The following is a 16,528-nucleotide window of genomic DNA, read 5'->3' on the forward strand; positions in this document are numbered from 1 at the left end:
TCTTCCCAGCCTTGGCATCCAGACACAACAGCGCTGACGGCTAAGAATATGATATCAAATAGTTTATGAACCACTTTACCTTGTTGGCGAGGATCATCGATTGATTCGAAATATTTAAATAGCTGAATATCAAGCATGAGAATGCTCCTTGAAAAAAGGAGTATAAGATCATACTTTTAAGTCAAGGTAAAGTTCGTGATCTTGCCCTGGTAATAGTCCCCATATCAATAAATATACTTGATGAATAGGAAAGTGACATAATTAACGATAACCAAACGTTACCTTTATTAGGATTATTAATTGAGTAAACTAATGAATACAAAAATGCCATTAAAAAACCCCACTGCACAAGTCCCCCTATGTAGAATAAAAAATCGGTATTTACAAGGAACTCGGTCATATACAGCCTTTAGTAAGTTCGGTAAAAATATTCAACTAATTTAACAGTCATGATTTTTAATCAAAACACTATAATTTGCACGTATTCACGTCTTTATTTTAAGTAATCGTAAATTAAATTTATGTAGGCTAAAAAAATCTTTCTTTATGAAAAATATAGCTATCATTGATAAATCGACTACATTAATACTTATTGAATAGAATGACCAAAACCACCAAGGTTCGTAATTATTAAAAACTGACACATCTATATACATACCAAGAAATAATGATGAGTTTATAGTCAACCCTAACAACAAGTAGATCGATATAAGATTTTCAATAATGAAAAACCTTAAAATAATGATGGCGAAAATAGTTGTTATATCAAACAAAAAGAGTTGAAGGTACGATATGTGTTGTATATCGATAAACAGGCTTGAGGAGTAAGAAATTGTCATAACCAATGATAACCATACAGCTTCTTTTCTAGGTTTGTTAATACTTACAACTAATGAGTACAAAAAAGCCATTAAAAAGCCCCACTGTATAAATGCACCTATGTAAAAAGAAATTGCTGGATTAACTAGAATATTATCCATTATTTTTGAGATTTTTATTGAATACTAGTGAAAGAATCATTAAAACATCGAACATATTTACACCAATAGAATAAACACTCCAATACCACCAAGGCTCATAGTTATATAAGACGTATAGATCGTAATGCAATATTAAGGCGAGTACAGCATTTATTGTTAATGCAAAGATGATGAAGTGAAAAGCTGTAGAGCGTTGAAGTACTTTAAAGTACTGTAAAGTTAACAAAGCTAAAATTGTAAAAAAGTCGTAGAGCGCCGAGTTTAAATATAAACTGTCTAACAGCCTTATGTAACCACTTGAAATATATGATAAAAGCATAATCATAGATAAATAAACAGTGGATTTATTTTCTTTATTTATAGTAGAGGCCAAACAATACAGGAAGGCCATTAAAAAGCCCCACTGAGTAAAAGCTTGCATATAAACCATTAGGGGTTCAGTAACATACATTTAAGCTAGGTTACTTTGTGGGTATCGTTTGACTTGAAGTAGCTAAGGGTTTTGTTCTTTAATTTATGAAGACCGAGGAAGTCTCTATCAACAATTAATGCGACAACCATTGTTAAGTCTATTACATTTACACTATAAAGATAAATATCCCATAGAATCCAAGGCTCTTGATTACCATAAATATAAACATCTAAATGCATAAGTAACACAAGAATCATATTTATGGAAAGACCTGTAACTAAATATAAGAGAGAAGTACTAGAACGCTTTACTACACTATAAGCAATTATTAAACTAGCAATAGTAATAGCATCATGTATAGCCCAATCAAAATAAGTTGTATTGTAATATGATATCCAGGTATAAAGATAATCAGTTGCAGAATAAGAAACCATCATAATAAGTGAGCTGATTAGTAAAGTCGTATTTCTTTTAACACCTAAACTATAAACAAAAATGTTAAAAAAGAATGCCATCAAAAAAGCCCACATAACCAGGGCTGATAGTGAAAAAAGACCAAACAGCTCAAATAAAAACATCGAATACCTATATAACTATTTTGGGCGAGAACCAGTCCCACCAGAAAGTAATGAACCACCACGCTGTAAATCAGTACTCGCAGCAGTCATCGCTTCTTGAGAGAAGCTTACTGTATCAGATTGCAGGGTTTTAGGGCTAGCAGTTTGTTCCATTGCAGGCTTTAATTGTTGTGTTTTATTGTATGCTTGCATTTGTACTTGGCTATTAGCTGAAACTTGCATGTGATTGATCCTTGTAAAAGTTTTAATTATATTTGGTTCAACTTTTAACCACATTATTATGTAGATAAATGCATCACCTGTTTAAAGTAGCGATAGCAGTTCTGCTATCTTACTTAATACAAAGCAACCAATGTGCCAACTTTTTTTGACACGCTAAATAGACCTATAAAATATTTATACAACCAATCAAATAAAACAAAACAACTCAGACAAGACAAGACCAAATTACTGCAGACATAAAAAAACGCACAGGGGTAACCGTACGTTTTTTGTATCCAGGGAGTTTAAGCTACGTATTTACACGGGATCTCCGTACTTTTACTTAGCTTTAAAATATATTCCATTGCTACCTCGTCACAATTTTCTTTACGAAGGCATAATTCACAATCTTTCATTACTTTTTCAGGCAGGCTCTCTTTAGAGCAAAACGTAAAACGCTGCTTTTCGAAAAAGTCAGGGACACGTGTTAATACGATTACCCGATTTAGCGCCAATTTTTTGGCTTTAACTAATAAGTGCTCAACTAACTGCCTACCCTGCCCTGAAACAGCACTTTGGGGGTCTATACCTAATGAGCGTATTTCAGCAAGGCCTGTGTCGTATATATACAACGATGCACACCCAGTTACTCTGCCGTTAATTTCAGTTACAGCAAACTCATTTATAGAGTGCACCATATCACTTTTAGCACGCGGGAGGTTTTCGCCTACGGTTGCCCAGTGCTGAACCAATTTAGCTATTGATTCAACATCATCTAAGTTGGCATCACGAACCGTTATTTGCTGTTTTTTTTTCGCTTCTTTTATTGCATTTGTTACTTGCTCAATAGACGTGCCACCAAGCGCTTGACGTGCTTTTATACACGCGTCAATTTCAAGTACCGGATAAACATCATCCTCAAACACGTCGCTTACAGATTTATATTGCTCAAGCGAAAGATCTTCAAGTGTTTTGCCTTCGCTAATAGCAAGCTGTACCAGCACACCTACAATATGATGGCCTTCTCTAAAAGGTACGCCTTTAGCAACAAGGTAATCCGCAAGTTCAGTTGCATTTGCATGACCTCCTTTAGCTGCGGCAAGAGTGCGATCGCCTCTTACCTTAACGCCTTTAATACAAGCCTGTGCCATATGAATACACGCAAGCCATGTTGGCATTGCGTCAAATATGCCTTCTTTGTCTTCTTGCATATCTTTATTATAAGCAAGTGGCAACGCTTTTAACGTCATCATCATCGCGCTAAAGGCACCAAACACACGCCCTGTTTTACCGCGAATAAGCTCTAATGCATCAGGGTTCTTTTTTTGTGGCATGAGCGATGAACCCGATGTCACGTTATCTGCAAGCTCTATAAAACCAGCTTCACCAGAGTTATAAAATATTAAATCTTCTGACATACGCGATAAGTGAATCATCGAAATAGAAGCACAGCTTAATAATTCTACAACAAAGTCGCGATCAGACACGCCATCAAGACTATTTTTAGTCGCGGCCGTAAAACCTAAACCTTGTGCAAGTATTTGGCGATCAATTGGGTAAGCAGTACCGGCTAATGCACCACTTCCAAGTGGGCAAAAGTTCATACGTGCTTTTGCATCTTGTAAGCGGCTTTCATCACGCTCTAGCATTTCTACATAAGCCATACACCAGTGACTAAATAATACTGGCTGAGCGCGTTGTAAATGTGTATAACCAGGTAAAATTGTACCCAGTTCACGCTCAGCTAAAGATACAAATTCACCTTTAAGTTGCTCAATTGCTTTTAAAATATGCTCTGCGGTATCACGACACCATAACCTAAAGTCAGTGGCTACTTGGTCATTACGGCTTCTGCCTGTATGTAATTTTTTAGCTAAATCACCTACTTTTTCGATTAATGCAGCTTCAACATGCGAGTGAATATCCTCTGCACCCGATGTAGCTACAGCGAGTGGATCAGCTTTTACTTCTTCAAGTAACTCATACAATGCTGCAACAAGTTCTTTGTGCTCATCACTCGATAACACATTTACTTGCTCAAGTGCGCCAGCCCATGCCACAGAGCCAATAATATCTTGCTCTGCTAACTGGTAATCGAAGGGAAGAGAGTCGTTAAATTGCTTAAACGCCTCATCTGGACCCGTAGAAAAACGTCCGCCCCATAATGCCATGAAATATCTCCAAACCCTGTAGTGCCCCTTTTACAGGGGCGTAATAATTTACTTTTTAGCGAGTGCTGAAATTCTGCTTGAAAGCGAGAATAAACGAATAAAGCCTTCAGCGTGTGATTGGTCGTACACATCATCTTCGCCAAATGTCGCGAATGCTTCGCTGTATAAGCTATTTGGTGACTGCTTTTGTACTGCAGTTACTTGACCTTTATATAGCTTAAGTACCACTTCACCTGTTGCCACTTTAGAAAGTGCTTCAGCACCGGCTAAAATAGAATCTTTGAGCGGCGTAAACCAGCGACCGTCGTATACTAAATGCGAAAACTCGCCGCCAAGTACTTCTTTCCATTTACGGCTTGCTTTATCAAGCACTAGCTCGTCGATTGCTTGTAACGCAGCCATAATTACTGTACCGCCTGGCGTTTCATAGCAACCGCGTGACTTCATGCCTACTAAACGGTTTTCTACAATATCAACACGACCAACACCATGAGGTGATGCAATATCGTTTAATTTAACTAAACAGTCGTATGGCTTAAGCTCTACACCATTTACAGCAACCACTTCGCCTTCAACAACTTTTAATGTTACTAGCTCTGATTTATCTGGCGCTTGCTCTGGTGAGTTTGTCCATGTCCATACTTGTTCAGTTGGTTGGCACCATGGGTCTTCAAGCTCTCCACCTTCGTGCGAAATATGCCATGCGTTAGCATCACGGCTGTAAATTTTTGTAGCCGATGCTGAACACGGAATGTCACGCTCTGCTAAGTAATCAAGTAATGACTCACGACTCGATAAGTCCCACTCACGCCATGGCGCAATTACTTTTAAATCAGGAGCTAGTGCTGCAAAACATGATTCAAAACGAACTTGGTCGTTACCTTTACCAGTACAACCATGAGAAAGTGCGTCAGCGCCTACTTTACGTGCAATTTCAACTTGTGCTTTAGCAATAATTGGGCGCGCCATAGACGTACCTAATAAATAAGTGCCTTCGTAAATTGAGCCTGTTTTAAGCGTTGGGTAAATGTAATCACTTACCATTTCATCTTTTAAGTCAACTACGTAACATTCAGATGCACCAGACGCGATTGCTTTAGCTTCTACGCCTTCAAGCTCTTCAGCCCCTTGACCTACATCAGCAACAAACGCGATTACTTCACAACCGTAGTTTTCTTTTAACCATGGCACGATAGCCGACGTATCAAGACCACCTGAATAGGCTAAAACGACTTTTTTAATTGAACTCATAGGTGTTCCTTAACAAAATTTGGATTTAATAATGTAACTAACAGAGCGTTTTGCGCATGCATACGATTCTCTGCTTGTTGAATAATTTTAGATGCTGGACCGTCCATTACCTCAGAGGTAATTTCAAATTCACGGTGTGCCGGTTGGCAATGCAATACCGTAGTCGCACCAGTTTGATTTAGTAATGCCTGATTTAACTGATAAGGCATGTACTTTTCTTTTACCTGTTCAAGCGGTGTTGTATCACCCATTGATACCCATGTATCTGCGTATACAACGTTTGCACCAACGGCAGCCTCAACCCTATCGCTCACCATGACTGATGCGCCATTCATTGCTGCAATTTGCTCAGCTTTTTTAAGTATTTGTGAATCTGGTGAGCACCCTTTTGGTGTTACAGCTACAAAGTCAGTCCCTAAAGTAGCAGCAAGTAACATCAATGAATGAGTTACGTTATTGCCTTCACCTAAGTAAGCAACTTTAAGCTCACTTACATCGCCATGTACTTCTTGAAGCGTTAAAAAGTCAGCAAGTGCTTGGCACGGGTGGTACAAATCACACAAGCTATTAACTACTGGTACTGATGAATATTCACCTAACGTAGTTAATGTGCTGTGCTGGTTTACACGTGCCACAATACCGTCTGCCCATGTAGAAATATTAAGTGCGAAATCTTTAATTGATTCGCGTGCACCCATTGCACCATTTTGCTGATCTAAATAAACAGCATGACCACCTAAACGATTAATACCAATATCGAATGACAAACGCGTACGTAAACTTTGTTTTTCAAATAACATTACGATTGATTTACCAGCTAATACTTGACTGTATTTTTCTGGTTTTGCTTTAATGTCACGCGCTAGCTTTAATAAGTTAAGTGCGCCTTCTTGGTCTAATTCTAAACCCGTTAAAAAATTTTCAAACATAATAAACCTATGGTGTAATTTTAGTTCCGACATGCTTGCCTTCAAGCAAGTCAGTTAAATTTTCTGGCTTTTGCCAGCTGGAAATATACACACCGCGTCGTAAGTGTTGGGCAGCGTGAAGGCTGGTCTTAACTTTGACCTCCATCCCGCCCACAATTACTCCTTCATTTATTAAAGTATCAATGTGTTTTGTGTCAAGTTGATGTAGCGGCTGTTTATTTGCGTCAAGTACCGCTTCTACATCGGTCATAAAAATAAGTTCTGCATTTAAATTACTAGCAATAGCTGCCGCTGCTTCATCTGCATTTACGTTGTACCACAAGCCTTGTTCATCAAAGCCGATGGAGCTCACAATTGGTAAACGAGAAATTTTAAGTAAATCGTTAATAATAGAGTCATCGTTGCTTGTACATTTACCCACTAAGCAAAGCGCTTTTAATTTTTGAGTTGCAGTAACACCCGCCTCAAAAAGACTTAAACCAACAGGTTTATGTCCTGCACTAATAGCCTGAGTCATTAATTGTTTATTTGCACAACCTGCAAGCGCACCCACTATATAAGGCATTTGCTCTGCTGGGCTAATACGTAAACCTTGGTGTTTAGCACTGGCAAAACCAGCTTCTTTTAACCAAGTATCAACAAGTGAACCGCCACCGTGCACAATTACAAACTGAGCATTTTGTTGCTCATTAAGTACATCAAATAATGCTTTAGCTGCATTTTCTATATTAAGTACTGCACCACCTAGTTTAATAACCCACGTTTTTTTACTCATTTAAAACGCTCCTTTTAAACCAGTGGTATGTTCTAAATTCATTGATAAATTAATACATTGTAAAGCTTGCCCTGCAGCACCTTTGAGTAAGTTATCAATTGCTGCAATAACAATTAATTGCGATCCTTGTTGCTGCCAACCAATATCAACGAAAGGTTGTTTAGCTACACCTTTTATTGATGGGATTTTATCGCCTAGTAAACGAATAAGTGGCTCATCAGCAAGTACCTGATACGCTTGTGTTACTTGCTCACTTGTTACCTCTGGCTTTAATTGAACATAAATAGTTTCTAAAATACCACGAGGAAAATTACCTAAATGCGGTGTAAATAGCACTTTGTGACCAAGATGCTGTTCTATTTCAGGACCGTGGCGATGGTTAAACAAGCTATAAGGAGCAAGCGATACCTCACAAAAATGAGTGCCAACACTCGCTTTACGCCCTGCACCCGTAACACCCGATACGGCATTAATAATAATACTTTGATCGCTTAATAAACCAGCTTGTTGCAAAGGCTTTAATGCATTGAGCGCAGCTGTTGGATAACATCCTGCAACAGCAATTAGCTGTGCAGCAATAATTGCTTCGCTATTCCATTCAGCTAAACCGTAAGCTGCTTCATTTAATAATTCAGGGTGCTGATGCTCAAAGCCATAATAAGTAACATAATCATCATTGCTAGCGAGGCGATAGCCTCCTGACAAATCAAATACTTTTTTACCCATGGCTAAAAAACGCGGAGCTAAATCTACACTTACTTTATGATCAGTACACAAACATACGTAATCAGCAGTATTACTAATATCGCTTAAAGCTAATTCACTAAGAGGCAACAAAGGTTGGTCAAGTAAACCTAAATGCTCAGGGTACAAATCGCTAAGCAGCTTATTTTTATCCAAACTGCCTTCTGATACATAACAACCTGTTAAAGTTAAATTTGGGTGTTTCGCAACTAAACTTGCTAACTCTGCGCCGCTGTAACCGCTTGCGCCAATAATCACTACATTCATTTATTACTCGTTATCTTAAAATTAGTTACTACTTACTTATAATGTTCGCTTAAACTAGCTTAGACGCTAATTAAGTCTTTTTTATTAATGAATTTTGATTATCGTCGCATTATTTTCATAGTATTACTTTAATATATTTATGCTTAAAAAGTGAATTGATATTCATAGTAAATACTTTTATATTGTTATGCAATTAAATTGAATACTTATTTTGGATTTTTTTATGCCTTTGCCATCGTTTATTTCTATGTACCAACAATTAATTGCAGCTCCTTCTATAAGTTCGATTGAAGATAGTGAATGCATGAGCAATAAAAATGTAATTGAGCTACTTGCAAAATGGTGTGAAAGCCTTGGTTTTACTTGTGAAATAATTGAATTGGAAGGCGGAAAAGGACGTTATAATTTATTGGCAAAACGAGGGAATGGTGATGGCGGATTAATGCTCGCGGGTCACACCGATACAGTGCCATTTGACGACAGCCGTTGGAACCATAATCCATTTAAACTTACCGAACTCGATAATAAATTGTATGGGTTAGGAAGCATTGATATGAAAGGTTTTTTTGCTTTTGTATTACAGGCTGTCAGTGAGCTTGATGAAAAACAGCAAACTCAACCTATTTTAATACTCGCCACTGCCGACGAAGAAACAACAATGGCAGGCGCACAACAAATATGTAAACACCCAAATTTAAAACCTGCGCGCTGTATTATAGGCGAACCCACTGATATGACTCCGGTATTTACTCATAAAGGACACATGAGCACAGCAATTAGAGTAGTTGGTCGTTCAGGTCATAGCTCCGATCCCGAACGTGGTCTTAACGCCATTGAAGTTATGCATAAAGTGATTGCAAAATTACTGATCTTAAAAGAACAATTAAAGCATAAGTATTCAATAGAACACTTCGAAATACCCTACCCAACTTTAAATTTTGGAAATATTCATGGTGGCGACAACGCAAATAGGATTTGTGGTTGCTGTGAAATGCACATAGATATGCGTCCGTTACCGGGTTTAAGTATTAAAGAGTTACAAGCTTTAGTTCTTGATGCAATTAAAGAAATAAACGAGCAATACCCTAATGCGGTTAGTGTTATCGATTTGCATGACCCCATTCCGGCATTTAGCGGCAGCACCGATAGTGCGCTTGTTAAGTTAGCTGAAAAAATAGCGGGGCAAAAAGCGATTGCTGTAAATTACTGCACCGAAGCGCCTTATATTCAACAACTAGGGTGCGAAACAATTGTAATGGGTCCAGGCTCTATTAACCAAGCGCACCAACCTGATGAATTTTTAGCGACAGAAAAAATAAAACCATCACAACAAATTATCAGCAATATAATTAAAGCGAGCTGTTTTAGCCTTTCTTAAATACTCTTTTTAAAAACCAACAAAAAAGGCGCTAACTTGAATAAGAGCGCCTTTGTTAATTATAAATAACGATGTTTATAATTACATATATTTACTTAAGTACTTTTTAAAGACAGGATCGGTTTTAGCTAACTCTTTTTGCTCAGCTAAAATATCTTTTAAAATAGCACCTGAAGTAAGCGGATTTGCAAGCACGACTCTAAATACAACCGTAGGTTGATTATCATAATTAGAAGGCGTTAAACGTGTACGCGACACAAACGAGCGTCCCGATTCACGTTGACGCTTTTGCATACTGGCCGTAAAACGATTCAATGAGGCAAATATATCTAACCTAGTTGCAGCATCAGCATCAGCTATTGCTTGTTTGATTTTTTTTGGTACATAACGATACGTTAATAAGCACAGCTCAGGCTCTGAAACAAGTTCAAAGTCTTCGTCTGCTTTAATTAAATCGGCAAAATAATGTGCCTTTTTAATACTACGATCAATTAGCATTTCGTAGCCTTTACGACCTATAACTCGTAAGCAAGCATGTACTAACATTGCCATACCGGGTCTGCTACCCTCAAGCGTATGACTACCTAAATCTTTAGAGCCTTTACGTAAAATATATTCTGCGTGGTGCTCTATAGCGTCAGTTGCAGTCGGATCTTTAAATAAAACTAAACCTGCGCCCATTGGCACATACATTTGCTTATGTGCATCAATAGTAATTGAATCAGCTCGTTCAATTCCTTTTAATAAAGGACGGTGCGTATTAGATAAAAGAGTTGCTCCTCCCCATGCAGCATCTACATGAAAGTGACACCCAATTTCTTCGCTCAAATCAGCCATTGCATCTAATGGGTCAATATTACCGGTTTCGGTAGTACCCGCGACACCAATAATGGCCATAACTTTAATGCCTTTAGCTTCAAGCTCAAGCGCTTTTTCACGCATAGCATCAACATCTACTTTATTGTTATCGCAGGTTTTTATACCAATTAAATTTTCACGACCAATACCTAATAAATCAACTGATTTGCCTAATGAATAATGTCCGCGCTCAGATATTAAAACAGCCAAACCTTTATAGCCATAATGCAACATGCCAGCAATAAGCCCCTGTGCACCAATACCTTTAAAATCACCATCTGGTTTTAATAAACGATTTCGGGCAATCCAAAGCGCAGTAATATTAGCAATCGTACCACCGGAGCAAAAAGCACCTAATGATGTTTTAGCACTATGCATCCATTTAGAATAAAACGAGTCTTCTTGTCCATAAGCTAAATGGTGCATCATCCCCAAAACTTGGCGCTCAAGAGGAGTAAATGCTTTAGATGTTTCTATTTTTACTAAGTTTTGATTTAGCCCTACCATCAATTTTGACAGTGGTAATAAAAAATGAGGTAAGGCAGAGGTCATATGACCAATAAAACTAGGAGCAGCGGTATGCACAGAATGCGCAACAAGTTGCTCCATTATGTCTTGTGCATAAGCAGATACAAACGTTGGATCCTCGGGGATCACAGCTGATTGAAAATCTTTTTCGATTTCATGCAATGGCTTTTCAATTGCCGCTATATTTTCGTTTAAGAAACCTGCTAAATTACTCGAAATTTCAAGCTCGATTTTGCTTAAAGTTGAGTCTGGCGCTTCAGGTACAGTAAATATACGCTTAAGGCTTTCTTTAGAGGCGACGGCACAACGCTTTTGATCCATCTTAATACCTAGTGTGTGTAGCTAAAAAACATGTTTATCTATAAAAAAGGCCATATTTTGGCACTATTTTAAAGAATAGTGTTTTAAATAATTGCGCTAACTTTACTGCAATCCAACCAAAATGTCTCGCATAAAGCCATAAAAGCAGTCAAATGCATGACAAAAAAATGATAATTTAATTAATATTCAGCTCAAGATAATAAATTCGAATTAATTATTGGGCATTTATATATTTTGCGTATAATAAAACGATAATAAAAAAGGGACATATATGCTTAAAGGAAGAGTAAGAATAAGTTGGTTAATGGCTGGTTTTAGTGTGTTTTTAATTAGCTTATTCGCCTACGTTTATTACACCTACCAAACTACCCGTGCAGAAATAATGCAATCGGTCGACACTCGCCTACTTAATGCAGCCACAAGCGTAAAACATATTTTAGGTGATGAGTACCTTAACGCTGTTAATCAAAATGACACGATTAGTTTTTCTGACTATCAAGATAAAAGCAAAAAGCTTTCAGAGTTCGCTCAGGCACTCGATATTGCTTATGTCTACTCGATGATACTAAAAAATGGAAAAGTTTATTTTGGTGCGTCTAGTTACACACAAGACGATCAAAATAACGGAAAAGTAACCCAGTTTTTAGACCTTTACCCAGAGGCAACAGAAGCAAATATAAGTGCTTTTTATTCAACAGAACCCGTATTTGAAATATCGAGTGATCAATGGGGACACTTTAAAACTATTTTTATTCCTTATATTGATGAAACTAACGGCAAAACCTATTTAACCGGTGCCGATATAACTATTTACGATTTGAATCAAAAACTGAAAGAAAGTGTATCTAAAGCTGCAGCCATGGCAAGCTTCTTCTTTTTTATTGCGATACTCGTTGCTGCTATTTATATATATTTACTCAAACGTTCTTTAGCAACTGATTCAAGCACTGGTTTTGCGAATCATATAGCTCTGGAGTACTTTCTTAAAAAGAGTAGCGCTCATCATATGCAGTTAGCGGTTATTTGGATTAACGAAATAGAAGATATAAATAGTTTTTACGGTACAGAAGTTGGCGATAAAGTGATGAAAAACTTATTAATACACTTTAAAAACCGCTGTTCTACACGCTGTCATATTTATCGCTTAGCAACAAATAAACTAGTGCTCCTTGCACCAAAAGAAATTCCGTATATCGAATTTAACGATCTTATCGAAACCTATAACTTTAATACCCCATTACTAACCGACCCTTTTATTTATATTACGCTATGTGCAGGCATTGCCAGTGGTAATAAGTCACTCTTACTAGAGAATGCACATATCGCGGCTTTACAGGCTAAACAAGGTCGGCATACAGTCGTTAATTACTCCAAAGCACTACACGATGTAAAAGTGCAATATCAATACAACGTAGAAATGGCTAAAGAAGTACGCGAGGCGTTTGATAACAACCGTATAGTGCCTTATTTTCAGCCTATTATTGATATAGATACAAATCAAATAGTGCAGTATGAATGCCTAGCCCGCATGGTAACTAGCACAGGTGAAATATTAAAACCTGACGCATTTTTAAATGTTGTAACCCGCTCAAGAATGGATGGTTTATTAACGCGTACTATTTTCTCACAATGTGTTAGCCGATTTAGAAAAACAAATATTTGCTGGAGCTTAAATATAACAGCCCAAGACATGCTTGATCCCAGCTTAAGTGAATATATAGCTTATGAATTAAAACGTTACCCGCATCCGGGTAATATCACTCTTGAGCTTATAGAAACACAAGCAATTGCTAATTTTTCAGAAGTAAAAGCATTTATAGGCATGGTTAAAACGAAGGGTGTAAAAGTTGTTATTGATGACTTTGGTAGTGGCTATTCAAACATATCAAACGTATTAAAACTTGAAGTAGATGGCATTAAACTAGATGGCGCTTTAATAAAGCAAATTGTAAACGATAAAGACATTTACTTATTTATAGAGCACATAGCGAGTTTTGCTAATCAGTTAGGTTTACAACTAATAGCCGAATCGGTAGAGAACAAAACAATTGTAACTGCACTTAAAAAAGCAAATGTGACACTGATGCAAGGTAATTATTTTGCTCACCCAGCGCCACATGTTAACTCACAAAATGAAGACGTATTAACGATCAGCTAAATTAATAATAAGCCGGTGGCTTTGCTGGCCACTGGCCCAATATTTACGCTCAAAAGGCGTAATAGCATCATCTGATTCATAAGGTACTACATCGCAAGAGTTACCAGTTAATTCAAGTGCTCTTGCAAACTCTTTAACATAAATATCCCAATTACTTCTTACCTCTAACAAACCACCTAACTTAACAATAAATGGAAAGATAGCTGCGCCATGCCAGCGCCTGCGAATATGTTTAGACTTTGGCCATGGGTTTGGATACAACAAGTAATGATGGCTAGGCTGCCAATTAGCATCAACCGCTAAACGCCAAAAGTCGTTTAAATCGGCTTGTACTAATATGTACTGCCCACTGTCGGTTTGCTTGTACTCAACATCATGTTTATCAAGGCGGTGCGACGATTTATCAATACCTATAACAAGCGCATCGGGATGATGCTTAGCCAAATTAGCCGTACTTTCGCCAACACCGCAACACGAATCTAAAATAAGCGGACCTTTAAAAGCGTGTACTTTAGCGTTAACTTCATCAAACGCGAGCTGTGTATGCTCTGCAATTGGCTTTTTAAATTCAGCACTTAAATGCTTATTTACTATTTCATCAAGCTTTTCGTGAATACCCGCTTGGTTAGATACAATACTACGTGAATTTGCATCATTCATTAATGTCTTAGCCCCACACCTTTTTTGATCAATGTAAGCGCTAATGTAAATAACGCTGTTATAAACACTAAAATAACTCCAAGAGCCACGCTTAAATCAACATCCGACACACCTAAAAAGCCATAACGGAACGCGTTAACCATATAAATTATAGGATTAATTTGCGATACATTTTGCCAAAACTCTGGCAGTAATGTAATGGAATAAAACACACCCCCTAAGTAGGTTAATGGCGTTAAAATAAAGGTTGGGATAATACTAATATCATCAAAGCTATTTGCGTAAATTGCATTAATCAAACCACCTAAAGCAAATACCGCAGAAGTTAAAATAACCGTAGCCATAATCACAAAAACATTATGTATTTGAATATCAACAAATAATAACGATACACAGGTAACTATAAATCCCACCATAATGCCACGCGTCATACCGCCGCCCATATAACCCAGTACTATTATGTAGTTAGGTACAGGTGCAACTAAAAGCTCTTCAATGCTTTTTTGAAACTTTGTTGAATAAAAACTAGAGGCTACGTTCGAGTATGAGTTTGTAATAACCGACATCATTATAAGGCCAGGTACAATAAACTCCATGTAACTAAAACCTCCCATATCGCCAATTCGTGAACCAATTAAGTTACCAAAAATAACAAAATATAAGCTCATTGTAATTGCTGGCGGTACTAAGGTTTGCACCCAAATGCGTAAAAAACGAATACACTCTTTAATCCATAAACTCTTTAAGGCTACGCCATATTTAAACATTTATTCGCCCCGCCCTTGCTCTAGTAATCCTACAAATAACTCTTCTAGTCTGTTTGCTTTATTTCGCATACTCAATACAGTATTACCTTGAGCTGTTAATGCACTAAACACAGCATTTAACCCTTGTGATTTAGCAACTTCCACCTCAACAGTGCGATCGTCTGTCATGGTAAATTTATAGCCATCAAGCGTTACAGGATTTGCAGGCGTTTTTAAATCTAAAATAAACGTTTCTTTATCAAGCTTTGCAAGCAGTGCTTTAATTGTGGTGTTTTCAACAATTCGACCATTATCGATAATCGCAATGTTTTTACACAGTAACTCTGCTTCTTCAAGGTAATGTGTGGTTAAAATAATGGTAACGCCTTGCTGATTTATTTGGCGTAAAAAATCCCACATTGAGCGACGAAGCTCTATATCTACACCTGCTGTTGGCTCATCAAGTATAAGCAACTTTGGTTCGTGCATAAGCGCACGTGCAATCATTAAGCGGCGTTTCATACCACCTGAAAGCGTACGCGCTTGCTTGTCTTTTTTCTCAAGTAAACCAAGTTGAGCTAGGTATTTATCAGCACGCTTATGGGCTTCAGCGCGTGGAACACCGTAATAACCAGCTTGATTAACAAGTATTTGGCTAAGCGTTTCAAACTGACTAAAGTTAAACTCTTGCGGCACTAAGCCTAAATGCGCTTTTGCGGCTTCTAAATCAGTATCAATATCGCAACCGAATACTTCTACTTTGCCTTTCGTTTTATTAACAAGTGAGGAAATAACACCAATAGTGGTTGATTTACCAGCTCCATTTGGGCCAAGCAAGGCGAAAAAATCACCTTCGTAAACTTGTAAATCAACGCCTTTAATGGCCTCAACACCATTTTTATAAACCTTAGTAAGGCCTTCTATATTTAAAGCAATATTTTGCTTAACCATTACTTACCCTCACCATAACCCCAACGTTTTGTTAGGTTATGTTCAATGTTTAAATGATCTAAAATTCTTGCCACCATAAAATCGACTAAGTCTTCAATACTTTGTGGCTTATGATAAAAACCAGGTGCTGCTGGCATAATAGTTACCCCTAAACGAGATAACTTAAGCATGTTTTCTAAATGAATTTCGTTAAATGGTGTTTCGCGCGGTACTAAAATTAGCTGCCCGCGTTCTTTTATTACAACATCGGCGGCGCGCTCTAGTAAATTATCTGACGCCCCTACCGCAATTGCAGAAACCGATCCTGCACTACACGGGCATACCACCATTTTTTTAGGCGCCGCAGAGCCCGATGCCACAGGGCTAAACCAGTTATCTTTACCATATACTTTTAACTGTTCAGGCTTGGCATTAAACAGCGTACTTAGCTGCTCAGTTGCTTTATCTTCATTACCTGAGAGCTTTATGTTTGATTCTGTATCAAGCACGACTCTCGCAGCACTTGAGATGAGTACGTATACTTGAAATTGCTGTTCTAACAATACTTCGAGTAATCTTAAACCATAAGGCGCACCCGATGCACCGCTAAAAGCTAACGTAATTCTATCTTTAAATTGCAC

The 16,528-nt window shown here is 37.7% G+C and carries 15 protein-coding genes and 1 pseudogene; 2 read left to right on the forward strand and 14 right to left on the reverse strand.

Going from position 1 to position 16,528, the window contains the following annotated elements:
* From I6F65_RS17685 to argC, 9 genes and pseudogenes are all read right to left on the reverse strand, one after another.
* On the reverse strand, positions 1-137 hold a 137-nt coding region (locus I6F65_RS17685), incomplete at its 3' end, for a transposase family protein (RefSeq protein WP_197111189.1).
* Positions 138-208: 71 nt separating this feature from the next.
* A pseudogene (locus I6F65_RS21860) lies at positions 209-400 on the reverse strand (hypothetical protein); the annotation flags it as partial.
* Positions 401-1,436: 1,036 nt separating this feature from the next.
* Positions 1,437-1,970 carry a hypothetical protein gene (locus tag I6F65_RS17690; protein ID WP_197114198.1) on the reverse strand — a complete coding sequence of 178 codons (534 nt, stop codon included), beginning with the start codon at positions 1,968-1,970 and terminating at the stop codon, positions 1,437-1,439.
* A gap of 15 nt (positions 1,971-1,985) precedes the next feature.
* Entirely contained in the window at positions 1,986-2,192 is a 207-nt protein-coding gene (locus I6F65_RS17695) for a hypothetical protein (protein WP_010553179.1), read from the reverse strand.
* A gap of 284 nt (positions 2,193-2,476) precedes the next feature.
* Positions 2,477-4,342: an argininosuccinate lyase gene (gene argH, locus I6F65_RS17700; RefSeq protein ID WP_166110391.1), complete on the reverse strand. Its 1,866-nt coding sequence runs from the start codon at positions 4,340-4,342 to the stop codon at positions 2,477-2,479.
* A gap of 48 nt (positions 4,343-4,390) precedes the next feature.
* The gene (locus I6F65_RS17705; RefSeq protein WP_007581653.1) at positions 4,391-5,593 is read right to left on the reverse strand and encodes an argininosuccinate synthase; all 1,203 of its coding nucleotides are present in this window, start codon (positions 5,591-5,593) and stop codon (positions 4,391-4,393) included.
* Positions 5,590-6,522, reverse strand: a complete 933-nt coding sequence (locus I6F65_RS17710) for an ornithine carbamoyltransferase (RefSeq protein ID WP_166110388.1) — start codon at positions 6,520-6,522, stop codon at positions 5,590-5,592. The genes I6F65_RS17705 and I6F65_RS17710 overlap by 4 nt, the downstream gene beginning before the upstream one ends.
* Positions 6,523-6,529: 7 nt before the next feature.
* A complete protein-coding gene (gene argB, locus I6F65_RS17715) occupies positions 6,530-7,297 on the reverse strand; it encodes an acetylglutamate kinase (protein ID WP_166110386.1) in 768 nt (255 codons plus the stop codon).
* Entirely contained in the window at positions 7,298-8,308 is a 1,011-nt protein-coding gene (gene argC / locus I6F65_RS17720; RefSeq protein ID WP_197114200.1) for an N-acetyl-gamma-glutamyl-phosphate reductase, read from the reverse strand.
* A 223-nt stretch (positions 8,309-8,531) separates the two neighbouring features.
* Here argC and argE point away from each other — a divergent pair, with 223 nt between their 5' ends.
* On the forward strand, positions 8,532-9,686 hold the full coding sequence (gene argE, locus I6F65_RS17725; protein WP_166110380.1) for an acetylornithine deacetylase: 1,155 nt from the start codon (positions 8,532-8,534) through the stop codon (positions 9,684-9,686).
* An 81-nt stretch (positions 9,687-9,767) separates the two neighbouring features.
* Here the strand turns inward: argE and panP are convergent, their stop codons facing one another.
* Positions 9,768-11,393 (reverse strand): pyridoxal-dependent aspartate 1-decarboxylase PanP, encoded by a 1,626-nt coding sequence (gene panP / locus I6F65_RS17730; RefSeq protein ID WP_166110377.1) that lies wholly within the window; start codon positions 11,391-11,393, stop codon positions 9,768-9,770.
* A gap of 271 nt (positions 11,394-11,664) precedes the next feature.
* On the opposite strand from panP, the gene I6F65_RS17735 reads away from it, so the two are divergent.
* Positions 11,665-13,551 (forward strand): GGDEF domain-containing protein, encoded by a 1,887-nt coding sequence (locus I6F65_RS17735; RefSeq protein WP_024611271.1) that lies wholly within the window; start codon positions 11,665-11,667, stop codon positions 13,549-13,551.
* On the opposite strand, the gene I6F65_RS17740 is transcribed toward I6F65_RS17735, so the two are convergent.
* Genes I6F65_RS17740 through I6F65_RS17755 form a run of 4 tightly spaced genes read right to left on the reverse strand, consistent with a single transcriptional unit; the run spans position 13,537 to position 16,528 of the window.
* Positions 13,537-14,211: a tRNA (guanosine(46)-N(7))-methyltransferase TrmB gene (locus tag I6F65_RS17740; RefSeq protein WP_024611270.1), complete on the reverse strand. Its 675-nt coding sequence runs from the start codon at positions 14,209-14,211 to the stop codon at positions 13,537-13,539. The genes I6F65_RS17735 and I6F65_RS17740 overlap by 15 nt on opposite strands.
* On the reverse strand, positions 14,211-14,978 hold the full coding sequence (locus tag I6F65_RS17745; RefSeq protein WP_024611269.1) for an ABC transporter permease: 768 nt from the start codon (positions 14,976-14,978) through the stop codon (positions 14,211-14,213). The genes I6F65_RS17740 and I6F65_RS17745 overlap by 1 nt, the downstream gene beginning before the upstream one ends.
* Positions 14,979-15,908, reverse strand: coding sequence for an ABC transporter ATP-binding protein (locus I6F65_RS17750; protein ID WP_024594076.1), 930 nt, complete (start codon positions 15,906-15,908; stop codon positions 14,979-14,981).
* Positions 15,908-16,528 carry a flavin prenyltransferase UbiX gene (locus I6F65_RS17755; protein ID WP_002961027.1) on the reverse strand — a complete coding sequence of 207 codons (621 nt, stop codon included), beginning with the start codon at positions 16,526-16,528 and terminating at the stop codon, positions 15,908-15,910. Before I6F65_RS17755 ends, I6F65_RS17750 begins: the two co-directional genes overlap by 1 nt.

The sequence above is a fragment of the Pseudoalteromonas sp. SWXJZ94C genome (assembly GCF_015864385.1).
Lineage (GTDB): Bacteria > Pseudomonadota > Gammaproteobacteria > Enterobacterales > Alteromonadaceae > Pseudoalteromonas.